This window comes from Mesorhizobium sp. M7A.F.Ce.TU.012.03.2.1 (genome assembly GCF_004006095.1).
GTDB lineage: Bacteria > Pseudomonadota > Alphaproteobacteria > Rhizobiales > Rhizobiaceae > Mesorhizobium.
Map to the genome: position 1 here is coordinate 4,175,081 of NZ_CP034779.1, position 25,290 is coordinate 4,200,370.

Annotated in this window: 13 protein-coding genes and 2 pseudogenes; 12 read left to right on the forward strand and 3 right to left on the reverse strand. The window is 63.4% G+C overall.

What is annotated here, in order from left to right; all coding sequences use genetic code 11:
- Positions 1–245: 245 nt before the first annotated feature.
- From EJ079_RS20435 to EJ079_RS20465, 7 genes and pseudogenes are all read left to right on the forward strand, one after another.
- Positions 246–2,174 (forward strand): autotransporter assembly complex family protein, encoded by a 1,929-nt coding sequence (locus EJ079_RS20435; protein ID WP_127809949.1) that lies wholly within the window; start codon positions 246–248, stop codon positions 2,172–2,174.
- 3 nt (positions 2,175–2,177) lie between these two features.
- Complete coding sequence (locus EJ079_RS20440; RefSeq protein ID WP_127809950.1) at positions 2,178–8,231, forward strand: translocation/assembly module TamB domain-containing protein; 6,054 nt, start codon at positions 2,178–2,180, stop codon at positions 8,229–8,231.
- A gap of 266 nt (positions 8,232–8,497) precedes the next feature.
- The gene (locus EJ079_RS20445; protein WP_127331805.1) at positions 8,498–10,150 is read left to right on the forward strand and encodes an ABC transporter substrate-binding protein; all 1,653 of its coding nucleotides are present in this window, start codon (positions 8,498–8,500) and stop codon (positions 10,148–10,150) included.
- A gap of 226 nt (positions 10,151–10,376) precedes the next feature.
- Entirely contained in the window at positions 10,377–11,411 is a 1,035-nt protein-coding gene (locus tag EJ079_RS20450; RefSeq protein WP_027035014.1) for an ABC transporter permease, read from the forward strand.
- A 12-nt stretch (positions 11,412–11,423) separates the two neighbouring features.
- Positions 11,424–12,581, forward strand: a complete 1,158-nt coding sequence (locus EJ079_RS20455; protein WP_027035013.1) for an ABC transporter permease — start codon at positions 11,424–11,426, stop codon at positions 12,579–12,581.
- Between the two features lie 65 nt (positions 12,582–12,646).
- The gene (locus EJ079_RS20460; RefSeq protein WP_127809951.1) at positions 12,647–14,995 is read left to right on the forward strand and encodes an ABC transporter ATP-binding protein; all 2,349 of its coding nucleotides are present in this window, start codon (positions 12,647–12,649) and stop codon (positions 14,993–14,995) included.
- A gap of 71 nt (positions 14,996–15,066) precedes the next feature.
- A pseudogene (locus EJ079_RS20465) lies at positions 15,067–15,286 on the forward strand (CopG family transcriptional regulator).
- A 392-nt stretch (positions 15,287–15,678) separates the two neighbouring features.
- Here the strand turns inward: EJ079_RS20465 and EJ079_RS20470 are convergent.
- Positions 15,679–16,269, reverse strand: a complete 591-nt coding sequence (locus EJ079_RS20470) for a transglycosylase SLT domain-containing protein (RefSeq protein ID WP_127809952.1) — start codon at positions 16,267–16,269, stop codon at positions 15,679–15,681.
- A gap of 216 nt (positions 16,270–16,485) precedes the next feature.
- On the opposite strand from EJ079_RS20470, the gene EJ079_RS20475 reads away from it, so the two are divergent.
- Together EJ079_RS20475 and EJ079_RS20480 are read left to right on the forward strand one after the other, a co-directional pair.
- Positions 16,486–18,024 (forward strand): trimethylamine methyltransferase family protein, encoded by a 1,539-nt coding sequence (locus tag EJ079_RS20475; protein ID WP_164873828.1) that lies wholly within the window; start codon positions 16,486–16,488, stop codon positions 18,022–18,024.
- Positions 18,025–18,081: 57 nt separating this feature from the next.
- Complete coding sequence (locus EJ079_RS20480; protein WP_127809954.1) at positions 18,082–20,508, forward strand: FAD-dependent oxidoreductase; 2,427 nt, start codon at positions 18,082–18,084, stop codon at positions 20,506–20,508.
- Between the two features lie 457 nt (positions 20,509–20,965).
- On the opposite strand, the pseudogene EJ079_RS20485 reads toward EJ079_RS20480, so the two are convergent.
- Positions 20,966–21,357: pseudogene (locus EJ079_RS20485) on the reverse strand (DoxX family protein).
- Positions 21,358–21,554: 197 nt separating this feature from the next.
- Between EJ079_RS20485 and EJ079_RS20490 the strand changes: the two are divergent.
- Positions 21,555–22,043 carry a hypothetical protein gene (locus EJ079_RS20490; RefSeq protein ID WP_127399239.1) on the forward strand — a complete coding sequence of 163 codons (489 nt, stop codon included), beginning with the start codon at positions 21,555–21,557 and terminating at the stop codon, positions 22,041–22,043.
- Positions 22,044–22,124: 81 nt separating this feature from the next.
- Here the strand turns inward: EJ079_RS20490 and EJ079_RS20495 are convergent, their stop codons facing one another.
- Positions 22,125–22,901: a VOC family protein gene (locus EJ079_RS20495; protein ID WP_127809955.1), complete on the reverse strand. Its 777-nt coding sequence runs from the start codon at positions 22,899–22,901 to the stop codon at positions 22,125–22,127.
- 165 nt (positions 22,902–23,066) lie between these two features.
- Here EJ079_RS20495 and EJ079_RS20500 point away from each other — a divergent pair, with 165 nt between their 5' ends.
- Both EJ079_RS20500 and EJ079_RS20505 read left to right on the forward strand, forming a co-directional pair.
- Positions 23,067–23,750: a gamma-glutamylcyclotransferase gene (locus EJ079_RS20500; protein ID WP_127397545.1), complete on the forward strand. Its 684-nt coding sequence runs from the start codon at positions 23,067–23,069 to the stop codon at positions 23,748–23,750.
- A 175-nt stretch (positions 23,751–23,925) separates the two neighbouring features.
- Positions 23,926–25,290 (forward strand): NAD(P)-dependent oxidoreductase, encoded by a 1,365-nt coding sequence (locus tag EJ079_RS20505; RefSeq protein ID WP_127272618.1) that lies wholly within the window; start codon positions 23,926–23,928, stop codon positions 25,288–25,290.

Genomic DNA, 25,290 nt, shown 5'->3' on the forward strand with positions numbered 1-25,290 from the left:
CGGGCATGATCAAGCTTCAGTCAGGCTTGTCAACACAAGGACGCGGCAGGGTTCCGCCTGCCAACGGTTTCCTTTCCGGCCGATCACCGGTAGTACCTCCATAGGACAGGGGATCACGCTTTCTTGCGGCGACGCAAAAGGTGTGAATTCCAAGCCCGCCCTATTTCAGACAATTGGATTGTGGCCCCTTTACGAGCGCTTCAGAACTTCATTCCAATTTTAGTTTTGTAAACTAGGTTGTCTTAATGCCGGCGCATGAAGAGCAGATGTCAGGAGGTCGCGCGCCAGGGCGTGCGCTTCCGCGCGCCCTGCTGTTGGCCATGATGTGCTCGACCGTGCTCGTCGCCGAATCGCGCCCGTCGGTCGCTTTCGAGCTTTTCGGCATCAAGCTGTGGGGGTCGTCCAGCGACGAGGATGCCGATATCGTCGATCCCCTGCGTTACGCCGTGACCATTTCCGCCCCCGACGCCGACAAGGATCTGGTCAAGAAGCTCGAAAATGCCTCTGCGCTGAAGAGTGACGAGGAGCGTCCGGTTTCCGGTTCGCTCGGACTGATGGCCAAGGCGCGCAGCGACCGCGAACAGCTTGTCGCCGCGCTCTATGCCGATGCCCGTTACGAAGGCGTCGTCACCGTCACCATCGACGGCAAGCCGCTCGACGATTTGCCGCCGGATGCCGAATTCAACGGGCCGCAGCCGGTTCCCGTGGTCATCGACATTGCCAGCGGGCCGAAATTCACCTTGGGCAATATCCACCTTGAGGGCGACGCAGCGGGGCTGATGAGCGCCGATTACGGCTTGATATCAGGCGGCGATGCGGGATCCGGCGCTGTGCTCAAGGCCGAGGCGCTGATCGTGCGGACGCTGAAGGAGCAAGGCAGGCCGCTGGCAGAGGTGACGGACCGGCAGATCGTCGCCGACCACGCTACTTCGACGCTGGACGTGACGCTGACGGTCGCCGCTGGGCCGGTCGCCGGCTATGGCGACACAACGGTGGAAGGCACCGAAAAGGTCGACCGCGACTTCACCGAATACATGACCGCCCTCAAGCGCGGCCGGCAGTACTCGCCGCAAGAGATCGATGACGCGCGCGACCGGCTGCTGGCGCTCGAGGTCTTCAACAGCGTGACGTTCAAGGAAGCCGACACGCTCGATGCCGACGGCAACATTCCGATCGGCGTCCAGGTCAGCGAGCGCAAGCCACGCTATTTCGGCGTCGGCGGCACCTTCTCCAACACCGAGGGGCTGGGCCTGGAAGGTTATTGGGGCCACCGAAATTTGTTCGGCCGGGCCGAGAAGCTGCGCATCGACGGCAAGATCAGCGGCATCGGCAGCAACGATCTCGGCGAGCTCAACTACAATGCCGGCATCATGTTCGAAAAGCCGGGCGTGATCGGGCCGGCATCGAAGTTCTTCGCCGGCGTCAAGACGGTACTCGAACATCCTGACGCCTATGACCATTTCTCGGTCAAGGGCAGCACCGGGCTGTCCTACGAGCTGACCAAGAAGCAGACGGTTTCCGCCGAGGTGGCGCTCGACTATTCCCGCATCCACGACGCTTTCGGCAAGCACAAATACCTGATCGCCAGCATTCCGCTGCAATATGTCTATGACAACCGGGACAACCGGCTGAACCCGACAAGCGGCTTCCGGGTGCTGGCCTATGCCGAGCCCAGCTACGACATTTTGAGCGGTGCGGCGTTCCTGAAGCTGAGGGGCGAAGGGTCGGCCTATCAGTCGCTGGACTCGGCTTCGAAGTTCGTGCTGGCCGAACGTGTCGCCCTCGGTTCGATCGTCGGCACCAGCCTCGAACATGTGCCAGCCGACCGGCGCTTTTATTCCGGGGGCGGTGGCTCGGTGCGCGGCTATGCCTATCAGGGCATCGGACCCAAGGACTTCACCGGCCAGCCGATCGGCGGCCTGTCCTTCTTCGAAACCTCGGTCGAGATGCGCATCGCCATCACCGATACGATCGGCATCGTGCCGTTCGTCGACGCCGGCACCGTATCGACCAAATCGGTTCCCGATTTCTCCGATGTCAAGGTCGGCGCCGGCGTCGGCCTGCGCTATGTCACGCCGTTCGGGCCACTGCGCATCGATGCCGCCGTGCCGCTCAACCGCGATCCGGGCGACCCGCGTTTCGGCATCTATGCCGGCATCGGGCAGGCATTCTGAGCGATGAAAACAGTCTGGCGCGTCCTCCGCATTGTTCTCTACACGCTGCTGATCGTGGTTGCGGGAGCGATCGGCGCGCTCGTGGTGCTGACCAAGACCGAGCGCGGCCGCGACAATCTCGCCGGCATCATTTCGCGGCTGGCTTCGAACGACGACCGCAAGATCACGGTCAGCGGCATAGACGGCATCTGGTCCGGAGCGCTCAGCGTCGACCATGTCGTGCTGGAGGACCGCGAGGGCGCCTGGCTGGTGGCGCGCAAGGTCGCCGTGGACTGGTCGCCGCTGGCGCTGCTGTCGAAAAACTTCAACGCCGACCGTATCGCTGCCGAGCGTATTGAACTGGCGCGATTGCCGGTGGCCAGCACGCAGCCAGCGCCGAGCGGGGGCACGACGACGCTGCCGGTTTCCATTGACATCAAGCAGATCGATCTGCCCGAGATCGCGCTTGGCCAGCAACTGGCCGGCAGCGGCATCGCCGAGCTTGCGGCCAAGGGATCGGTCAAGGCCGATGCCGCGCCACTGGCGGTCGAGACGGTGCTCAACATCACCCGCCATGACGGCAAGCAAGGGGATGTAGACGCCAAGATCCACTTTGCGCCGGCGGACAACAGGCTCGATCTCGACCTGAGGGCCTCGGAGCCGGCAGGCGGCATCATCGCCAATCTGCTCAAGCTGCCCGATACGCCACCGGTCGACATAAATGTCTCGGGCACGGGGCCGCTCGCCAATTGGAACGGCATCGGCACGTTCTCAGTCGACGGCAAGATCGTCACCCAGCTGACGGGTCGCCACCAACTGACCGACAAGGGCAATCATATCGAGGCCAAGGGCGACGGCGATTTCGCTCGCTTCCTGCCTGAGAATCTCAAGCCGCTGTTTGCCGGCAAGACCAGTTTCGACGTTGCCGGCACCGCCACATCGGCCGGTGGCGTCAGTGTCGACCGCGCGAACATCGACAGCGATGCGGTGCACGGCACCGCGACCGGCATTGTCGATCCTGCCGGCGCCAGCGACCTCTCGGTCGAACTCGCCGCCAAGGGGCCGCCCGTGGTGATCAGCGTCGGCAGCAAGGCGCAGCCGATCACGCTGGCGATCAGCAATGCCACCGCCCGGGCCTTCGGCGACGGCAAGGCGCCGATCATCGACATCGGCGCCTCCTTCGTCTCCATCGTCGCCGGCGGCACGCGGCTGGACGATCTGGCGGCCCAGATCCATTCCGACGGTTTTGACATCCAGAACCGCGCCGGGCCGGTCACCGTCAAGCTGGAGGCGGGCGGCCTCAACACCGACGTGGCGACGCTGGCGCCGCTGATCACCGGCAAGATCGATGTCGATCTGGCCGGGTCGGTCAGCAAGGACGCCATTGCCGTCGACCAGGGCACGCTGCGTTCCGACGCGCTCAACGCCTCGCTGACCGCGACGGTGGCGCTTGCCGACCTGTCGATGCAGCTGAAGATGAACGCGGATGCCGTGGCGACGGCCTTTCCGCCGCAGATCGCCTCGGTGCTCGGCGCTAGGGTGAAATTCTCGGCCAGCGCGGCCCGCGATCCGCAGGGATCCTTCGCCGCGAATTCGATCGAATTCACCTCCGGCACGCTCAGCGCCGCCGGCACGGCCAGCATGCAAGGCACCGACATCCAGGCCGACATCAAGGGCAAACTGGGCGACGTTTCCGTGCTGTCGCCGACAGTCGGCGTGCCGGTTGCGGGTGGCGTCGATTTCGCGCTGTCGGCAAGCGGCGCCATGACGGCGCCGGATTTCACGGTTACCGCCGATAGCGACAGCCTGACGGCATCGGGCCGCACGGTGAAGAGCATCAAGCTGACGGCTAGCGGCAAGGCCGATATCACCAGTCCCGCCGCCAATGTCTCGCTGACCGGCTCCGTCGACGACCAGCCGCTCGACATCAAAGCAGCGCTGGTGACGAGCGAAGGCAAGCGTTCGATCAATGGTTTTCTGGTCTCGCTCGGCGACAACAAGGTCTCGGGTGATCTCGCGCTCGACGACAAATTCATGCCGCTCGGCACGCTGACGCTCGATGCACCTGCCATTGACCAGCTGGCCGCACTTGCCGGCCAGGCGATAACGGGAGACATCGACGGAACCATCCGCTTCGCGGGGGATCGCGACGCGCCCTCCGTTGCGATCGATGCGAAGAGCACATCGATCGCGCGTGGCGAGGTGACGGCCAAGGCCATCACCGTCAATGCGCTGATCGCCAATTATCTCAAGGCGCCGGCGATCGCGGGTACGATCAAGGCCGACAGCGTCACCTCCGGGACCACGGAAATCGGCGGCATCGGCGTCGACCTGAAGCGTGATGGCGACTGGACCAATTTTACCGGCGGCGCCACCATAGCGGGCATTCCGGCGACCGCTGCCGGCCGGGTGAAGATCGCCGACGGCACGACGAGCATCGAGATTGCCTCGGGCGAGGCGACGGTTCGCGGCATCAAGGCGGCAATCGCCCAGGCGTCGACACTAAGCATCGCCAACGGCACGACCAGCATCGAAAGGCTGGCGCTCGACGTCGGCGGCGGCTCGGTGACCTTGTCCGGGACAGCTGGCCAGACGCTCGATCTCGCGGCGCAATTTTCGGCACTGCCCGCGGCGCTCGCCAATGGATTTTCGCCCGGCCTCGATGCTGTGGGCACGCTCAGCGGCACGGCTGGTGTGACCGGACCGCCGGCCGCTCCCGATGTCCGCTTCAATGCGCAACTGGCCGGTATCGAAACCAGCCAGACCCGGCAGGCCGGGCTCGGACCGCTCGCCGTCGATGCGGCCGGCAGCTACACGATTGCCGGCGGCGTGGTGCTCGATCAGGTGACGCTGACCGGCGACAAGGTTTCCGGCAAGGCAACCGGCACCCTCAACCCGAACGGCGCCAGCGATTTTGTGCTCGATCTCATCTCATCCGGCCCCAGCCTGCCCCTGACTGTCGGCAGCGCCGAGAGCCCGGTCAAGATCGAGATCCAGTCCTTGTCGGCAAAGGTGGCGGGCGAGAGCACGCGGGCCCGCCTGGATGTCTCGGCGATCCTGCCCTCGATCGTCACCAGCCCGGCGAGGGTGGAGGGGCTTGCCATGGCGTTGCATTCGGATGCGTTCGATCTCAAGAACCGTGCAGGGCCGGTTTCCGGCACGGTGTCGGTGGACAAGGTCGGTCTCAACAATCCGGTGATCGCGCCGCTGATCGCCGGCAAGGTCACGGCAGCCGTCAGCGGCCTCCTGACGGCCGACCTGTTTGCCATCGACAGCGGCTCGCTCAAGAGCGATGCGCTGAACAGCCAGGTCGCCGGCCAGGTATCGCTGCGAGACGGTGCCATAGACCTCAACCTGAAGGCGGATGCCCCATCGTCGGCCTTGCCGGCGGCGGCGCGCGGCATGCTTGGCGAACGCGCTGAGATCAGCGCCACGCTGAAGCGCGACCCCAACGGCAGCATCAACATAGGCGGATTGAAGTTGACCTCGGGTGCGCTGACCGCCGACGGGCAAGCCAGCCTTGCCGACAACAAGGTGGCCGCCGACATCAAGGGCGCGCTGAGCGACATCTCGCTGCTGTCGAAGGATGCCAAGGGCGCCATCGCCTTTGCGTTGAACGCACAGGGGCCGGCCACTGCGCCGGATCTGTCACTGACGGTCGACAGCGACCGCCTTCTCGTGGCGGCGCGAGAGATCACCGGGTTGAAGCTGACCGCCACCGGCAAGGCCGACGCCGCCAATCCGGCGGCGAATGTGCAACTGACCGGCAATGTCGCCGGCCAGGCGCTGCAAGGCAGTGCGGTGCTGGCGACGGCGGACGGCAAGAGCGCCATCAACGGCCTGCTGCTGTCGCTCGGCAAGAACAGGATTTCCGGCGATCTGGCGCTGGACGAGAAGTTCGTGCCGGTCGGCACCATCGCGCTCGACCTGCCCGATATCGGCCCGCTGGCGGCACTTGCCCTGGAAAAGGCCGAAGGCGACGTGCGCGGCACGATCGCCTTTTCGAAGAACGGCACCGCACCGCAGGTCGCCATCAAGGCGGCGACAGCGTCGATCACGCGCGGCGACCTGCAGGCGAAAGCCGTCTCGATCGATGCGCTGGTCGCCAACTATCTGGCGGCGCCCGTGATCTCCGGAAAGATCCGCGCCGACACCGTCATTTCGGGCGGCACCGTGATCAGCGGCATCGATGTCGACTTAAAGCGCGACGGCGACTGGACCGGCTTCGCCGGCGGCGCAACCGTCAAGGGCATTCCGGCGCGGGCCGCCGGCCGGGTGAAAGTGGCCAACGGCACGACAACTATCGAGCTTGCCTCCGGCCAGGCGACCGTCCAGGGCATCAAGGCGGCCATTGCCCAGGCCTCGACCGTCAGCATCGCCAATGGCACGACGACGCTGGACCGGCTGGTGCTCAACCTTGGCGGTGGCACGGCGACGGTGACCGGCAAGGTCGGCACGGCGCTCGACATCAATGCGACGCTGGCGCGGGTGCCGATGTCGCTCGCCAACAGTTTTTCGCCGGGGCTCGATGCCGCCGGCTCGATCTCAGGCACGGTCAAGGTGACGGGCGCGCCGGCAAATCCCGCCATTGCCTTCAATCTCGACGCGGCGGGCGTGCAGACCTCGCAGACCCGCGGTGCCGGTGTCGGTGCGGTCAGTGTCTCCTCGTCGGGCACCTTCGGCGCCAACAAACTGACCTTCAATGCCAATGTCAGCGATGGAGCCGGCCTTGGCGTCAAGGGCGGCGGCACCGTGACGACGGCCGGCACGCCGGCACTGGTGCTCGACTTCAATGGCGTCGTGCCGTTCGGCCTGCTCAGCCAGAAGCTTGCCGCGCAGGGCCTGTCGCTGTCCGGAACCGCCAATGTCAACGTGCAGGTGCGCGGTCCCGCGACATCGCCCGTCATCGGCGGCAGCGTCAGCACCTCGGGTGCGCGCCTTGTCGATGCGCGCTCCGGCCTCGCCGTCAACGATCTCGCCGCCGATGTCTCGATTGCCGGCGGCGTCGCCAGGATCAACCGGTTGACCGGAACGCTGTCGACGCGCGGCAGCCTGTCGGCCAGCGGCACGGTCGGCATCAACCCGGCGCAGGGTTTTCCGGCCGATTTGTCGATCAAGCTGGTCGACGGCCGCTATACGGACGGAAGGGTGGTGACCGCCAATCTCGGCGGCGACCTTACGATCAAGGGACCGCTGACCTCCGCACCGGTCATTGCCGGCACCGTCAATCTCGCCAAGACGGTGATCACTGTTCCGGACAAATTGCCGGGCTCGCTGGCGGCGCTCGACGTCAAGCACAAGAACGCGCCAGGTGCGGTAAAGGCGCAGGACAAGGCGCTGCGGCCGCCGACGACCAGCGGCAAGGGCGGCGGTAGCGGCCTTGCGCTCGATGTCACGGTCAACGCGCCGAACCAGATCTTCATCCAGGGCAGGGGCGTCGATGCCGAACTTGGCGGCTCGCTGAAGCTGACCGGCCCGGCCTCGTCGCCGCAAGCGGTCGGCACCTTCACCCTGCAGCGCGGACGGCTGTCGATTCTCGGCAAGCGGCTGACCTTCACCGAAGGCACGGTCGGATTTTCCGGCTCGCTGGTGCCCTATCTCAATTTGACGGCGACTACGACGACGACCGGCGCCACCGTCACCATCGTGGTGTCGGGCGAGGCGACCAATCCGAAGTTCACCTTCTCCTCGGTGCCGGCGCTGCCCGAGGACGAGGTGCTGGCGCAATTGATCTTCGGGCGCTCGATGTCGAACCTGTCGCCGCTGCAGATCGCCCAGTTGGCCGAGGCCGCCGGGCAACTGGCCGGCGTCGGCGGCTCGACGTCGCTGCTGGAAAACCTGCGCAGCGCCATTGGTGTCGACGACCTCGACGTCACCACCGACGACCAGGGCGGCACGGCGGTTTCGGCGGGCAAATACCTCAACGACCGCACCTATGTCACGATCCAGAAAGGCGACAAGCCGGGCTCGGGCAAGGCTACGATCGACCTCAATGTCGGACGCGGCGTCAAGCTGCGCGGCGAGGCCAACGATGCCGGCGAAGCCAAGGGCGGCATCTTCTACGAGAAGGAATACTGATAGTTCGGCAGGACTTTTGGCCTCATGATGGATCGATTCTGGCGCTGTCCGGGCTGGAGTAAATGTCTCAGTTTAATCGACTACCGAGATTCCAGAAGAATCCGTCGGACAGTAGCAAATTTGCGCCAAGACTGTCGTTATCACGCGAACCGCTCCCCTTTCAAAGTTGCACATTCCCTAACATGTTCTCAATCCACGCCGTCTTTGACATCATGGCCTGGATGCGGAATGTTAAAAGGCGGAAAGCCAACAATGGGAGTTAAGTCATGACAATTTATAAGAGTAATGGCGATCGCGTTCCGGATCACATCCTGGCCATGGCCGAAGAAGCCAAGGCAGGCAAGGTGGATCGCCGCGAATTCCTGGCCATGGCCAGCGTCTTCGGTGCATCGACGGCAATGGCTTACGGCTTGCTCGGCCTCGCCGATCCGACGCCGGCGAAGGCCGAAGAGGTAAAGGGCAAGAAGGGCGGCACGCTGAAGATCGCCCAGTGGATTAAGGATCCCAAGGACCCGCGCAAGGCCGACTGGTCGGAAATCGCCAATGCCGAGCGCCAGGCGCTCGAGCCGTTGGTCAAGTACACGTCCGAATACACGTTCCGACCTTATCTGCTGGAAAGCTGGGACGTCAACGACGATGCCACGCAGTACACGCTGCATGTGCGCAAGGGCGTCACCTGGTCGAATGGCGATGCCTTCACCTCCGCCGACGTCGTCTTCAACCTGAAGCGTTGGGCCGACAAGAAAGCCGAAGGCAATTCCATGCCAGGCCGTCTTGGCTCGCTGGTCAAGGACGACAAGCTCGACGAAAGCGCCGTGACCATGCCGGACGACCACACGGTCGTGCTGAAGCTCACCAAGCCGGACATCGCGCTGATTCCGAACATGTGCGACTATCCCGGCCTCATCGTCCACAAGACCTTCGATGAGAAGGGCGGCGACTTCAAGGCCTGCCCGATCGGCACCGGTCCGTTCGAACTCGTCTCCTACGATGTCGGTCAGAAGGTGGTCTACAAGCGCCGCACCGACGACAAGTGGTGGGACGGCGAAGTGTTCCTCGACGGCCTGGAATTCATCGACTACGGCACCGATCCGGCGGCCATGGTCAGCGCTTTCGAAGCCGGCGAAGTGCACACCAATTTCGAGACTTCGGCCGACTACGTGTCGATCCTCGACGGCATGGACCTGGTGAAGTCGGAAATCGTCACCGCGTCGACCATCGTCTGCCGCACCAACGTCAACAACAAGCCCTATGGCGACCAGAAGGTGCGCAACGCGCTGCAGCTTGCGGTCGACAACAATGTCGTCTTGCAGCTCGGCTACGGCAATGCCGGTTCGGTCGCCGAAAACCACCATGTCTGCTCGATCCATCCGGAATATTACGAGCTGCCCAAGGTTGCCCGTGATCCGGCCAAGGCAAAGGCGCTGATGGCGGAAGCCGGCCAGGCCGACTTCGAACACGAGCTGATCACCGTCGATGAAGACTGGCACAAGAATACCGGCGATGCGATCGCCGCCCAGCTGCGCGACGCCGGCATCAAGGTGAAGCGCACCGTTCTGCCGGGTTCGACGTTCTGGAACGACTGGACGAAGTATCCGCTGTCGATGACCAACTGGAACATGCGCCCGCTCGGCGTCCAGGTTCTGGCCATCGCCTATCGCACCGGCGAGGCCTGGAACGAGGCCGGCTGGTCGAATCCGGACTGGGACGCCAAGCTCAATGCGGCGCTCGCCGTTGCCGACGCCGCCAAGCGCAAGGAAATGATGAAGGACATCGAGCAGATCCTGCAGGATTCCGGCATCATGATCCAGCCGTACTGGCGCAAGCTCTACAGCCACTCGGTCAAGGCGGTGCAGAACTACAAGATGCACCCGACCTTCGAACGCGACTACGGCAAGGTCTGGCTCGAGCAGGCTTGATCGCATCGACATGGGGGAAGGGGATCGCTCCCTTCCTCGCTCTTCGCATCGTCCGTCCCTGCTGGTCCGCACTTTCTCAAAAAAGTTGCGGACTCGCGGGCAAGGCCATGCAACAAAAACAGGGTTGATCGCATCCGAAGGCCTGTTTGACAGCCAGCCCCGCCGGTTACGGCAGGGTTGGCTTTCATAGCCGGCTCAAACCCCAACCCATCGGCAGGGGGCCGCCATGCTTTCCTTCGTTATCAGGCGTCTTGGCACCATGGCATTGACGATGCTGTGCCTGACCATGGTCGTCTTCTTCCTGATCAACCTCGAACCCAATCTGAAGAAGCTGGCGATCAGCCAGACCGAAATGCATACGTCGGCCGAGCAGCTCGAGAGCTGGCTGGTCAACCATGGCTACCGGCAGAACTTCTTCGTCCGCTATGGGCAGTGGCTGGGTGTGGTGCCCAAGCAACCTGTTACAGACCCGGCGACCGGCAAGCCGGCGCAGCGTTTCTCCTTCTGCAACGATCCGCTCGTGCCGACCTTCGCCGGCGTTTTCCAGGGCGATTTCGGCTGCTCGACCAAGTTCAAGGCGACCGTCGCCTCAAAGCTGTTTCCGGCACTCGGCGCTACCGGCATCCTGATGTTCTGGGTGCTGGTGGTGATGGTGCCGATCTCGCTGCTGATCGGCATTCTGGCCGGCATGCGCGAGGGGTCGCGAACCGACCGGGTGCTCTCCGTGGCGTCGATCGCCTCGACGGCGACGCCTGAATATGTGTCGGGCGTTATCTTCACCGTCATCTTCGCCTCATGGCTAGGCTGGCTGAACGGCTCGGCGGCTTCGGCCAGCCAGGGCATCACCTTCTACAATTTCACTTTGCCGGTGATGACGCTGGCGATCTACGGCATCGGCTATATTGCGAGGATGACCCGCGCATCGATGGTCGAAGTGATGACGCAGCAATATATCCGCACTGCCAGGCTGAAGGGTCTTTCCTTCGGCAGCGTCGTGGTCAAACATGCCTTGCGCAACGCGCTGATCGCACCGTTCACCGTCATCATGCTGCAGTTCCCATGGCTGCTCACCGGCGTCGTCATCGTCGAGGTGATGTTCCGTTACCAGGGCTTCGGCTACACGCTGGTCGAGGCGGCCGGCAACAACGACATCGACCTTTTGCTCGGCTGCTCGCTGGTCTCGGTGTTCATCGTCCTGATCACGCAGCTCATTTCCGATGTCGGCTACGCATTTCTCAATCCGCGTATCAGAGTTCAGTAGGGAGCGAAGCGGATGCCGGTTCAATACATCAGTGGCTTCACCATCGTTCTCGAAGTGCTGTCGCGCTTCTGGCCGGTCTGGATCGCGCTCGTCATCGTCATGGGCGCGAGCTTCGCCTACAAGAAGAAGCTGGCGCTCTACGGCCAGCTGTTCGACAGCGGCGTCGGCATCGTCGGCGTCGGCATCTGCCTGTTCTGGCTGTTCACGGCGATCTTCGCCGCGACCATTTCTCCCTTCGACCCGCTGGCCCAGATTCCCATCATGAAGGATGTGCTGCCGGGCGCCGTCGAACCGAAATCGGGGCTGACTTATCTGTTCGGCGGCGACAAGCTGGCGCGCGACGTGTTTTCGCGCATGGTCTATGGCAGCCAGATCGTGTTGATCATCGCGCCTGCGGCAACCGGCTTCGCGCTGATGGTCGGCATCACGCTCGGCCTGCCGGCCGGCTATTATGGCGGCAAGATCGACACCGTACTGTCGTTCCTGGCCAACCTCGTGCTGGCCTTCCCGGTCATCCTGCTGTTCTACCTTTTGGTGACGCCGGGCATCATGGACACGCCGATCCCCTATGGCATGGCCGGCGTCTTCTTCCTGTTCCCGATCATCTTCTTCAGCGTGCTGTTCTGGACCCGCTACAAGAACCGGCCCGACCGGCTCTACATCCTGCTCGGCATCACCCTGATCCTCGGCGGCTGGATCTATGCCGGCCTGGTCTTCGACGCCGATCCGCTGAAGATCGTGCATATCGACCCCAACCAGCTCAATATCTTCGTGGCCGTGGTGTTCGCCTCCAGCCCCGGCGTGTTCCGCATCGTGCGTGGCCTGGTGATGGACATCAAGACGCGCGATTATGTGGCGGCGGCGCAGACGCGCGGTGAATCGCCCTGGTACATCATGCTGTGGGAGATCCTGCCCAATGCGCGCGGGCCACTGATCGTCGACGCCTGCCTGCGCATCGGCTACACCACGATCCTGCTCGGCACGCTCGGTTATTTCGGCCTTGGCCTGGCGCCGGAAAGTCCGGACTGGGGCACCGCGATCAAGGACGCCAGCCGCCTGCTGCGCTCCTTCATCCACCCGGCGTTACCGCCGACGATCGCACTGATGTCGTTCGTGCTGGGCTTGAACCTGCTCGCCGACTCGCTGCGCGAACAATCGATGAAAGACTGATCTCGGGTTTCGACCCGATGCGCCTGAGAGAAACAGGCCTAGAAGAACCAGGATTGGAGCGACCCATGAACGAGGCAGTTCGAAATCCCGCCACGCCAACCAATGGGCCGGCCAACGCGCCGATCATCGAGATCGAGAACCTGTCGATCTCCTTCTTCACCCGCAAGGGCGAGATTCCGGCGGTCATGGATTTTTCCTGCACCGTCATGCCGGGCGAGGCGATGGGCATCGTCGGCGAATCCGGCTGCGGCAAGTCGACCGTGTCGCTCGGCATCATGCGCGACCTCTCCAACATCGGGAAGATCGTCGGCGGCAAGATCAAGTTCCAGGGCAAGGACATGGGCGAGCTCTCCGACGAGGAGTTGCGCTCCATTCGCGGCAACAAGATCGCGATGATCTACCAGGAGCCGATGGCCAGCCTGAATCCGGCGATGAAAGTCGGGCAGCAGTTGATGGAAGTGCCGCTGATCCACGACAAGGTGTCGAAGGAAGAGGCCTATAAGCGCGCGATCGAAATGGTGCGCTCGGTCAAGCTGCCCGATCCCGAGCGCATGATGCGCTCCTATCCGCACCAGCTTTCGGGCGGCCAGCAGCAGCGTATCGTCATCGCCATGGCGCTGCTGTCGAAGCCGGCGCTGCTTTTGCTCGACGAACCGACGACGGCGCTCGACGTGACGGTGGAGGCCGGCATCGTCGATCTGGTCAAGGGGCTGGGCGAGAAGTTCGGCACCTCGATGATTTTCGTGTCGCACAATCTCGGCCTGATCCTCGAAACTTGCGACCGCATCACGGTGATGTATTCGGGTGAAGCGGTCGAGACGGGCAAGATCAAGGATGTGTTCGACCGGATGCGCCATCCCTATACGCAAGGGCTGTTCCGCTCGATCCCGCTGCCGGGCGCCGACAAGAACTCACGGCCGCTGATCTCGATTCCCGGCCAACTGCCGCTGCCGCACGAGCGGCCCAAGGGCTGCAATTTCGGCCCGCGCTGCCACCATTTCGTCGAGGGCGTCTGCAACGCCGCCGAAATCCCGATGATCGAGGTCGCTGGTCACGAAGGCCATTTCTCGCGCTGCGTGCGCTTCAATGAGATCGACTGGGAGGCGCTGCCGCCCGGCGCCAAGAAGGTCAATGAGCGCGTCGTGCCCGGTGCGCCGGTGCTCAAGATCGAGGACCTCAGAAAATACTACAGGGTCGGCGGCAACGAGGTGTTCGGCTCGAGCGAGGGCCGCGTCGTCAAGGCCAACGAGACGATCTCGTTCATGGCGCGCGAATCCGAGACGGTTGCCATCGTGGGCGAATCCGGCTGCGGAAAGTCGACGCTGGCCAAGGTGCTGCTCGGGCTGGAGACGGCAAGTGCCGGCACGGTGACGCTGGGCAACACGGAAATCCAGTCGACCGGCATCGAGAAACGGAGCGTCGACACGGTGTCGTCGATCCAGATGGTGTTCCAGAATCCGTTCGACACGCTCAATCCCAGCCATTCGGTCGGTTCGCAGATCATCCGCACGCTGGAGAAGTTCAACGTCGGCAAGACGGTTGCCGATCGCCGCAAGCGCATGCTGGAACTGCTCGACCTGGTGAAGCTGCCGCGGGCATTCGAAACCCGCAAGCCGCGCCAGCTATCGGGCGGCCAAAAGCAGCGCATCGGCGTGGCGCGCGCCTTTGCCGGTGACGCCAAGGTGGTGGTGGCCGACGAGCCGGTGTCGGCGCTCGACGTTTCGGTGCAGGCGGCGGTGACCGAACTGCTGATGGACATCCAGCGCAAGAACAAGACGACAATGCTGTTCATCAGCCATGATCTGTCGGTCGTGCGCTACATCGCCGACCGCGTCGTGGTCATGTATCTCGGCTATATTGTCGAGCAAGGCACGACCGACCAGATCTTCGCGCCGCCCTACCATCCCTATACCGAGGCACTGCTGTCGGCGATCCCGATCGCTGACACCAGCGTGGTCAAGCGGCACATCGTGCTGGAGGGCGACATTCCCTCGGCGATGAACCCACCGTCCGGCTGCCCGTTCCAGACCCGCTGCGGCTACAAGAAGCTGGTGCCTGACAATCTTTGCGAGACCAAGGTGCCACCGGTCAAGCATCTCGGCGGCGGCCATATGAGCCTGTGCTGGCTCTCCGACGACGTGCTGGCCAAGATGGAGCCGGTGATCAAGTTCGACAAGGAACACGCCGCGCATGAGGGTTTGCCGGAAGACGCGCCGCATGGCGACGGCCCCGGTTTTGCCGGCACGCCACCGAAGCGTCCGCGCGGCAAGACGGGCAGCGCGGCAGCCGATGCGGTGGGGCAGGCTGCCGAGGAGGCCGAAGCCGTTTCGAAAGCCCGCCGTCACGAGGTCCGCGACGAGGTTTCGGAAACCGGCCGTTCTCCAAAGCCGGGCAAGCCCAGGAAATCGAACTGACCGGCATCACGCAATTTCATATGCTGCGCCATGTGATGCGTGATGTTTGATGCTTGGAGGGAGGGCGAATTGTGAGAACGACACTTGCAATCGATGACGATGTCCTTCTTGCCGCCAAAGCTATGGCGCGGCAGCAGGATCGCAGGTGTGGGCGAAGTCATTTCCGATCTGGTTCGCCGTTCGCTGCGTCCGCCGCAGGCGGGCGGGGAGCGCAACGGCATTCCCTTGCTTTCGTCGCGGCCCGGCGGGCCGATGGTCGATCTCGAAACGGTCAATGCGCTTCGCGACTAGCCGCGCTGGAACAGAGGATTTGGCAGGGTTGGGGATCTGTCGGCAGCAAGATGTCTTCCCTCGGTGGACCATCGCTGGCATTCGGGATTGGCTGGAGCCTCCCCAAACTTCGTCATCCTAGGGCGTAGCAGGAGCGAAGCTCCGTCGCGGAGACCCCGGGATCCATGCCGCGACCTCAGCCGAGGGCGCAGCGGAGCACAATTTCTGCCCGCGGCGGCGATTTGAAGTCGCGGCATGGATCCCTTGGGCTGCGGAGCAGCTCCAGGGGTCTGCGCTGCGTCGCTGCGCTCCTTGCTCCGCCCGTGGATGACGAAGCGATGAGCGTTTACCGCTAGTCGGCAAGGCATGCCGTCCATCAGCGGGTGGTTGAAATGCTCATGCCCGGAATTAGTTCAGTTGCCGCACTCGCTCAGTTGCTGCGCGTAGTCCCGCGCCATCTTGTCGGTGGCCCGGGCATAGCCCTGGACGCCGGCATCGCCCCGGTTGCCGCGGCCATAGGCGGTCCAGCCGAGATAATAGGCGAGATAGAGGTTGTAGGTGTCGTTGCGGGCGACGCCATACGTGTCTGCCGTTTTGGAATGATACCAGCCGACAAAGTCGACGGCGTCGGCGAATTTCGACCGCCGGGCCGCCCAGTTGCCGGTCTCGCGCTGATATTGCGACCAGGTGCCGTCCAGCGCCTGCGAAAAGCCGGTGGCCGACGAGACATGCTTCCACGGAATGAAACCGAGCAGTTTGGTGCGCGGCGGCCTTGCATTGCTCTTGAAACCGGATTCCTTGCGCACCGTCGCCATCAGCACGGGAACGGGGATGCCGTATTTCTGCTGGGCGCGCTCGGCGGCCGACTGCCAGTTGTCGAACCAGCCGTCATTCTGGTCGAAGACGGCACAGACATTGTTGATGTGGCTGGGCGGCGTGGCGCAGGCCGAAAGCGCCAGCAGCACGCAAACCGCACCAATTTTACTAAAACTCGAACTACGCATTGGCGCAGCAATAGGCCGAAATCATAAAGGGAATCTTGCAGCGTCCGTTAACGCTTCGCCCAGGCAGTCGCTTGAGGGAATTTGTGTCAGTAATCCGACGTGTTTCGTCGCTTTCTCTAAATAGATATTGCAGAAATGCCGCCGTGGCTAAAATCACGCCCGCAAACGGCGTATTTCTGACAGCTTGCCCGGTTTGCCGGGGCTTTGATGCCGGGCATGAACGAACCAAGACGCAAACGCGGCGCCGAGCGCACCAGCAACAGGGGCCCGTCGGCCATCCCGCAACTGCCGCTCAGGCGGGTGACAAATCCCTATCCGCCAATGGCCATGCTGTCGCCCGACCAGATCGAGCAGATCCATCAGGCGTCGATGCACATATTGGAGAATTTCGGCATCGAGGTGATGAGCCCGCGGGCGCTGTCGCTGTTCGAGACGGCCGGCGCCAGGGTCGATCATGCCTCAGCGAATGTCCGCATCGATCGCGGCCTGATCGAAGACGTGTTGAAGACCACGCAGTCCAGCTATGTGTTGACGCCGCGCAATCCGGCCAACGCGGTTCATCTGGGCGGCAACACCATCAATTTCACGCTCGTTGCCGGGCCGCCGAATGTGCACGATATGGAGCGCGGCCGCCGCGCCGGCAATTTGCGCGACTATGCGGATCTGACCCGGCTGGCGCAGCATTTCAACTGCATCCACATGCTGGGCAACCAGGTCTGCGCACCGGTCGAACTGCCGGCCAATTCCCGCCATCTCGACACCTACTTCACCAACCTGACGCTGACCGACAAGAGTTTCCACGTCTCGGCGATCGGCCGGGGCAGGGCGCTTGACGGCATCGAGATGATGGCGATTTCGCGGGGGCTGACCCTCGACCAGTTGCGCGACGATCCCGGCATCACCACGATCATCTCGGTCAACTCGCCGCGCCGCTTCGACGAGATGATGGCCGAAGGACTGATGACCATGGCCGAGTTCGGCCAGTCGGTGGCGGTGACGCCGTTCACGCTGATGGGGGCGATGAGCCCGGTTACGCTGGCCGGCGCGCTGGCGCAGCAGAATGCCGAGGCGCTGTTCGGCGTCGTGCTGACGCAGCTTGTCCGTCCGGGCGCGCCGGTGATGTACGGCGCCTTCACCTCCAATGTCGACATGAAGTCCGGCGCGCCGGCCTTCGGCACGCCTGAGAACACCAAGGCCAACATTGCATCGGGGCAACTGGCGCGGCGCTACGGGCTGCCCTACCGCACGACGCCGGGCTCGGCTTCCAACGCCGCCGATGCACAGGGCGCCTATGAGACGCTGATGGCGCTGTGGGGCGCGGTGCTTGGCCACGGCAACCTCGTCTACCACGCCGCTGGCTGGCAGGAGGGCGGGCTGACGGCGTCGTTCGAGAAGCTGATCATCGACGTCGAGATGATCCAGCACATGATGGAGTTCTTGCGCCCGATCGAGGTCAATGAGGCGGAGCTTGCCGTCGAGGCTCTGGGCGCGGTGCCGACCGGCGGCCATTTCTTCGGCGAACCGCACACGCTGGAGCGCTACGCCACCGCCTTCTACCAGCCGATGCTGTCCAACTGGCAGAATTACGAGGCCTGGCAGGAAGCCGGTGGGCTCGACGCGACGGCGCGCGCGACGCGGCTGTGGAAGAAGGCGCTGGAAGACTATGTCGAGCCGGTGATGGATATCGCCGTGCGCGAGGCGCTGGAGGCTTACATGGCCAGGCGCAAGGAAGCGATCGGGCAGGGCGAGCCGTGATCGTTCCCAGCTTGAATCCACTCACCCATCCAACTCACTGATAACAGAGCAAAACTCATGAAATCGCATGCAAAGGTCGTGGTCATTGGCGGTGGCGTCGTCGGGTGCTCCGTGCTGTTCCATCTCGCCCGCCACGGCTGGACCGATGTTGTCCTGCTGGAGCGCGACGAATTGACGTCCGGCTCGACCTGGCACGCGGCCGGCGGCATGCACACCATCAACGGCGACCCCAACGTCGCCAAGCTGCAGAAATACACGATCAACCTCTACAAGGAGATCGAGGAGCTTTCCGGCCAGGCGACCGGCGTGCATCTGACCGGTGGCGTGCTTTTGGCGGCAACCGAGGCGCGGCTGGACTGGCTGCGCGGCGTCGTCGCCAAGGGCCGTTATCTCGGCATCGAGCTCGAGGAGATCTCGCCCAACGAAGCGGCCCAGCTGATGCCGCTGCTCGATCCCAAGCAGTTCGTCGGCGCCGTCAGGAACAAGGAGGACGGCCATCTCGATCCCTCAGGCGTTACCCATGCCTATGCCAAGGCCGCGCGGAAACTTGGGGCGGAAGTGGAGCGCTTCACCAAGGTCGAGGACATCGTGCGGCGTCCTGACGGGTTGTGGCGCGTCATCACCAACAAGGGCGAGGTGGTGGCCGAGCATGTCGTCAATGCCGGCGGCCTGTGGGCGCGCGAGGTCGGCCGCATGGTTGGTCTGGAACTGCCGGTGCTTGCCATGGAGCACATGTACCTGATCACCGAGGACATGCCTGAGGTCGCCGCCTGGAACGCCAAGACCGGCACCGAGATCATCCATGCGGTCGATTTCGACGGCGAGCTTTACCTGCGCCAGGAGCGCGGCGGCATGCTGATGGGCACCTATGAGAAGGCCAACAAGCCGTGGTCCGAATACCAGACGCCATGGAATTTCGGCCATGAATTGCTGGAGCCGGACATCGACCGCATCGCGCCGTCGCTGGAGGTCGGCTTCCGCCATTTCCCCGCCTTCCAGAACACCGGCATCAAGCAGATCATCAACGGGCCTTTCACCTTTGCGCCGGACGGCAACCCGCTGGTCGGGCCGGTGCGTGGCCTGCCGGGCTTCTGGGTCGCCTGCGGTGTCATGGCCGGGTTTTCGCAAGGCGGCGGCGTCGGCCTCGCTTTGTCGAACTGGATGATCGAGGGCGATCCCGGCGCCGACATCTGGGCGATGGATGTCGCGCGCTACGGCGACTGGGCGACGATGGCCTATACCAACGCCAAGGTGCGCGAGAATTATTCCAGGCGCTTTTCGATCCGCTTCCCCAATGAGGAGCTGCCAGCCGGGCGGCCGCTGAAGACGACGCCGATCTATGATCTGCTGTCTGCTGGGGGTGCGCAATGGGGCGTTGCCTATGGGTTGGAAGTGCCGCTGTGGTACGCACCGGAAGGCGTCAAGGACGAATTCTCGTGGCGCCGCTCGAGCGACTTTACGCAGGTCGCCAAGGAGGTCGCGACGGTACGCGACAGCGTCGGCCTGTCCGAGATTTCGAGCTTCGCCAAATACAAGGCGACGGGCGAGGGAGCGTCGGCCTGGCTCGACCGGATGCTTGCCTGCAAACTGCCGAAACCCGGCCGCATGACGCTGGCGCCGATGCTGAAGCAAGACGGCAGGCTGATCGGCGACTTCACGCTGGCCAATCTCGGGGAGGACGGCTGGTTCCTCGCCGGCTCCGGCATCGCCGAGCAATACCATATGCGCTGGTTCGAGAAGCATCTGCCTGACGACGGATCGGTCCGCATCGAGGCGCTGGGCGCGAAGCTCACCGGCCTGTCGATCGCCGGCCCGAAGGCGAGGGATGTGCTGGCAAAGGCCACGCGCTCGGATGTCTCCAATGCGGCATTTTCCTTCATGGCCATTGGCCGGATGGATATCGGCATGGCGCCGTGCCTGGTCGGCCGTGTGAGCTATACCGGCGATCTCGGCTACGAGATCTGGGTGGCGCCGGAATATCAGCGCGCCGCTTATCAAGCGCTGATGGCGGCGGGCGAGGAATTCGGCATCGGCCTGTTCGGCTCGCGCGCGCTCAATGCGCTGCGGCTGGACAAGAATTACGGCTCATGGGGGCGCGAGTACCGGCCGATCTACGGGCCGCTGGAAGCGGGGCTCGACCGCTTCGTTGCTTACGGCAAGGACGCCGATTTCATCGGCAAGGCCGCGGCGCTGGCCGAGCGCAGGCAGGGCGGCAAATTGCGCCTGCGCGCCTTTATCGTCGATGCCGACGATGCCGATGTCATTGGCGACGAGCCGATCTGGTTCGATGGCGCCGTGCGCGGCTGGGTGACGTCGGGCGGCTATGCACATCATTCGAAGAAGTCCGTCGCCGTCGGCTATGTGCCGAAGGAGATCGCAGATGAGAGCGACGGCTTCGAAATCGAACTGCTGGGCAAGCGCCATACGGCACGCATGCAGGCGGTGCCGCTTTTCGACGCCAATTTCGAACGGATACGTGCCTGACTCCCGCAGAGATGCCTGCGGCTACAGCCGCGACTAGTGGCCATCACCGGGCCTTGCATCAGCAAGGCTGCGGCCCATGTCGGCAATGCTGCGAGATCGGGAGCGTAGCTGAGACCCACAGTGCGGCCTGCCGCACACCCGGCATCTCATCTTCGGCAATAGGTCAGCTGGCATTGCCGAGGCTTCCGGTCCGTACCTGTTGCGCAACAACTCAAGATCGAGCGCTTGGGTGTAACTGCAATGGGCACAATGCATCGTGATCTTAGTGCCGCGGTCTATCAGTAATTGAAGCGTGCATCCGGCCATGAGAAACAAAAATGCCTCCCAGTCGGAAGGAGTCAACGAGATCGGACGTAGGGTTAAAACCGTACAATTGCAGGCGTGCGATCTCGCCCAGGGTCAGGCCATCAACGTGTGGCTCCAAGGGCGCGCCCGAGCGCGCATCCCTTTCAAGACGTCAGGCGCTGCGGCGGTTGTCCAGCGCGAAGGCGCCGGCGCCGGCAAACACCAGATAGAGGAAGATGAAGCAGAAAGAGATCGCCGAATCGCCGCCATTGTTGACCGGGAAGAAGTCGCGCGGCATGTGCGCCATGAAATAGGCGATCGCCATTTCGCCGGCCAGAAGGAAGGCTACGGGCCGCGTGAACAGGCCGAGCGCCAGCAGGATGCCGCCGGCGAATTCGAGGATGCCGCGGTCATGGTCAGCCCGGAAAGGGCGTGGTGATCGGCGCTGACGGGGAAGTTGAACAGTTTCTGGCTGCCATGCTCGATGAACTGCAGCGCGGTCATGATGCGCAACACGCCGAGCGCCTGCGGCTGGTATCTGGAGAGGCTTTCGAAAAGCTTCATAATGACTCCATTTTCAATCCGCCCGGCCATAGATTATCGCCCAGGAATGACCATTCACTTCGTATGGCCTGCCGTCAACAATCGGTGATTGGGATGTTCCCAATTGCCATTAAATTTTTCTCGCCAAGGTTGCATTAATATCTCTATGGTTGTATTGATGCGTGTACAACAATCCTGAATGTGTGGGGGCCTTTGCCATGAAAAAAGTCGTCATCAGCCTTTTCGCGATCCTCGCAGGCACCAGCTTCGCCATGGCCGAGGACGCCGGCTGTGAGGCGTTCAAGTGGCCGGTGACGCGGGAGCAGACCCTGTTTGCCGCAGCACCGGCAACGCCGTCCGGAGCGGCGCTGGCGGTTGGTGCGGCTGCGGACCTGGCGCTGGTGCCGGTAGAGAAAGCCGGTTTTGCGGTAGCGCCGGAACGTGCGCCGGCATCGGACACGTTTGGCGCCGTCGCCAGCGTGGAGGTGCCATCCGAGGGAGCCATCCAGATAAGTCTCTCGGGCGAGGCCTGGATCGATGTCATCCAGGACGGCCAGGCCATCAAGTCGGCGGGTTATAGTGGCGTGAAAACATGCCCTGGCATCCGCAAGAGCGTGCGCTTCAAGCTTGCACCGGGCCCGGCCACCGTCCAGTTCAGCGGCGCGAAAAAAGCTGAGCTGAAGGTCGCGGTGCTGGCGCCGGAATGAGACGGCGCCAGGCAGGGGATAGAGGCCTTCATCGGTAGTCCGATGAAAGCCCGCGCTTTGTTTCAGCGATGTTGATCGCGGTCAGCGGACCGGCGCCATCAAGGCGAAATGCGCGCCCTGCGGGTCCTGGCATTGGACGATCCAGCTGCCGCCCGGGACCTCCATCGGCCCCATCAGGATCTTGCCGCCATTGTCGGTCACCCGTTTGGCCGCCGCATCGATGGCCGGAACATTGAAATAGAACTGCCAGACCGGGACCGGAATCTGCTCGGGCTTGTTCATGATGCCGCCGCCGGATTCGGGGCCGGCTGTAAAGGTCTGGTAAGTGCCCATCGGGCCCATGTCGAAATCGCCGGCGTCGACCCAGCCGAACTGCTCGGAATAGAAATCGAACGCGGCTTTCCAGTCGCTCGTATAAAGCTCGTGCCAGCCGATGTGGCCCGGCGTGCCGGCCGGCACGACAGGCTGGTCGGGACCGTTCGGCTGCAGGAACATGAAGGTCGCGCCTTGCGGATCGGCGACGACGGCAAAGCGGCCGACGCCCGGAATGTCGTCGGGCTGGCGGTGAACGGTGCCGCCGGCTTTCTCCAGCGATGCCGTGGCAGCGTCGGCATCCCTGGTGTGGATATAGCCAAGCCAGGCGGGCGGCATACCCATCTTAGCGGCATCCTCAGGCAAGGTCATCAGGCCGCCGACGCCACGTTCGCCGACATTCATGACGACATAGCGCGGCATGCCGGGCGCCTTGTCGAAGGGCTGCGCCGTCCAGCCGATGACTTGGGTGTAGAATGCCTCGGCGGCATCGAGATCTGATGTCATCAATTCGTACCAGAAGAAGGGCATCGGGGCTTTTGGCATTTTCCGTCTCCTCACCTTTCATACGTGATCGTCGTCCATCATAGGACGATCCTCACGACGGGAATCCGACACCGCCCGGAAAACAATGGGTGTGTGTGCCAAGCGTTCCCTGGTTGCGCACCCAGCGGTTTTCGATTTCTCTACGGCTATGAAGAGTTGTCGTTCATGCGCTTGATGTCGCTCACGCCCGAGCTTGTCGCACTGTGCCATCGGGAGGAGGCCGATCCCGGCCCGGACCCGAGCTGGACAGACATGAACGACGAGGACTTTCGAGACCTTGCCTTGCGGCTGTCCAATGAAGCCGATGAGGGACCACTATGGGTGTTCGCCTATGGGTCGCTGATCTGGAAGCCGGAATTCGAGTCGGTTGAGCAACAACTCGCCACGGCCTTTGGCTGGCACCGGTCCTTCTGCCTCGACATGGTGCGGTGGCGCGGCAGCGCCGAGCAGCCTGGATTGATGATGGCGCTCGAGCGGGGCGGACGCTGCAACGGCGTGATCTATCGCTTGCCGGAGGGCGAGAAGCCGGCGCAGATCGAAAGGCTGCTGCGGCGCGAGATCAGCGACCACGAAAGCATCGAGACGGTCCGCTGGCTGCCGGTCCATACGCCGCAAGGTAAGCTGCGCGCGCTCGGCTTCTGGGTCGGCGTGAAGGGCAGGGGAACGTCGCTGAACCAGCCGTTGGACAGAGTGGCGAGCGTGCTGGCCAGAGCCTGCGGGCATATCGGATCCGGCGCCGAATATCTCTACAACACGGTCAGCCACCTCGAGGCGTTCGGCATCCATGACCGCAATCTGTGGCGACTGCAGCAGCTGGTCGCAGAGGAGGTCAAGACCATTCATGGCTGAAAGCTTGAACCCGGCCATTCGCTCGCACTGTAAAAGCAGCCTCGGCTCCGATAACATGAGTAAAAAAATCATCTTATTATCCAGCCTTTTCAGAGACTTGCGCCGAAAATTGACCAATTGATAAAAAAATAAAACGTGCTAGCCTTCCCCAAAAGAAAACATGGGGGAACTGACGATGCCAGAAGGCCAATTCAGGGAAGGCATTGCGGGCGGCAGGCTCTCGGCCGACCAGTATGCGGATAATTTTTCCGACCTGCATCCGCCGCTCGATCACCACGAGGCGCTGGTCGAATCCGACCGCTGTTATTTCTGCTACGACGCGCCGTGCATGAACGCATGCCCGACCTCGATCGACATTCCGCTGTTCATCCGCCAGATCTCGACCGGCAATCCGATCGGTTCGGCCAAGACCATCTTCGACCAGAACATATTGGGCGGCATGTGCGCCCGCGTCTGCCCGACCGAAACGCTGTGCGAAGAAGTCTGCGTGCGCGAAGTGGCGGAAGGCAAGCCGGTGCAGATCGGCCGCCTGCAGCGCTATGCCACCGATGTCGCCATGAGCGAGAACAAGCAGTTTTATCCGCGCGCCGAGCCAACCGGCAAGACTGTCGCCGTGGTCGGCGCCGGGCCGGCCGGCCTTGCCGCCGCGCACCGGCTCGCCCGCCACGGCCATGACGTGACCATTCTGGAGGCGCGCGCGAAGGCCGGTGGCCTCAACGAATACGGCATCGCCGCCTACAAGAGTGTCGACGATTTCGCCCAGGCCGAAGTCGACTACGTGACCGCGATCGGCGGCATCGACATCCAGAACGGCAAGGCCCTCGGCCGCGACTATCAGCTGTCGGATCTGATCCGCAATTACGATGCGGTGTTTCTCGGCATGGGCCTTGGCGGCGTCAATGCGCTGCGTGCCGATGGCGAGGACGCCGACGGCGTCATCAACGCGGTCGAGTTCATTGCCGAGCTGCGCCAGGCCAGCGACCTTTCCGGCCTGCCGGTTGGCCGCCGCGTCGTCGTCATCGGTGGCGGCATGACGGCCATCGACGCGGCCGTGCAGTCGAAGCTGCTCGGCGCCGAGGAGGTGACGATCTGCTACCGGCGCGGCCAGGAGCACATGAATGCGTCCGAGTTCGAGCAGGATCTGGCCGCCGCCAATGGCGTCACCATCCGCCACTGGCTGCAGCCGAAGCGGGTGATCGCCGAGGGCGGCAAAGTGTCGGGCATCGAACTCGAATACACCGCCATGAATGGCGACAGGCTTGCCGGCACCGGCGAGACGCTGACGCTCGTTGCCGACCAGGTGTTCAAGGCGATCGGACAGAGTTTTGTGCCGGCAGCCCTCAACGGCAGCGGTGCATCGATCGATCTTGAAGCCGGCCGCATCAAGGTGGATGCGGAAGGGCGCACGTCGCTTGCCAGGGTCTGGGCCGGCGGCGACTGCATCTTCGGTGGCGACGACCTCACCGTCTCGGCGGTCGCGCAGGGCCGCGACGCTGCGGAGAGCATCAATCGGGCACTGACCTCGAACGGGAGGGCATGA

Coding starts and splice junctions, on each gene's coding strand:
- EJ079_RS20455 (WP_027035013.1), top strand. CDS start 11,424: ATGCCGGTTCAATACATCAGTGGCTTCACCATCGTTCTCGAAGTGCTG.
- EJ079_RS20435 (WP_127809949.1), top strand. CDS start 246: ATGCCGGCGCATGAAGAGCAGATGTCAGGAGGTCGCGCGCCAGGGCGT.
- EJ079_RS20440 (WP_127809950.1), top strand. CDS start 2,178: ATGAAAACAGTCTGGCGCGTCCTCCGCATTGTTCTCTACACGCTGCTG.
- EJ079_RS20480 (WP_127809954.1), top strand. CDS start 18,082: ATGAAATCGCATGCAAAGGTCGTGGTCATTGGCGGTGGCGTCGTCGGG.
- EJ079_RS20490 (WP_127399239.1), top strand. CDS start 21,555: ATGAAAAAAGTCGTCATCAGCCTTTTCGCGATCCTCGCAGGCACCAGC.
- EJ079_RS20470 (WP_127809952.1), bottom strand. CDS start 16,269: ATGCGTAGTTCGAGTTTTAGTAAAATTGGTGCGGTTTGCGTGCTGCTG.
- EJ079_RS20500 (WP_127397545.1), top strand. CDS start 23,067: ATGCGCTTGATGTCGCTCACGCCCGAGCTTGTCGCACTGTGCCATCGG.
- EJ079_RS20505 (WP_127272618.1), top strand. CDS start 23,926: ATGCCAGAAGGCCAATTCAGGGAAGGCATTGCGGGCGGCAGGCTCTCG.
- EJ079_RS20445 (WP_127331805.1), top strand. CDS start 8,498: ATGACAATTTATAAGAGTAATGGCGATCGCGTTCCGGATCACATCCTG.
- EJ079_RS20460 (WP_127809951.1), top strand. CDS start 12,647: ATGAACGAGGCAGTTCGAAATCCCGCCACGCCAACCAATGGGCCGGCC.
- EJ079_RS20475 (WP_164873828.1), top strand. CDS start 16,486: ATGAACGAACCAAGACGCAAACGCGGCGCCGAGCGCACCAGCAACAGG.
- EJ079_RS20495 (WP_127809955.1), bottom strand. CDS start 22,901: ATGCCAAAAGCCCCGATGCCCTTCTTCTGGTACGAATTGATGACATCA.
- EJ079_RS20450 (WP_027035014.1), top strand. CDS start 10,377: ATGCTTTCCTTCGTTATCAGGCGTCTTGGCACCATGGCATTGACGATG.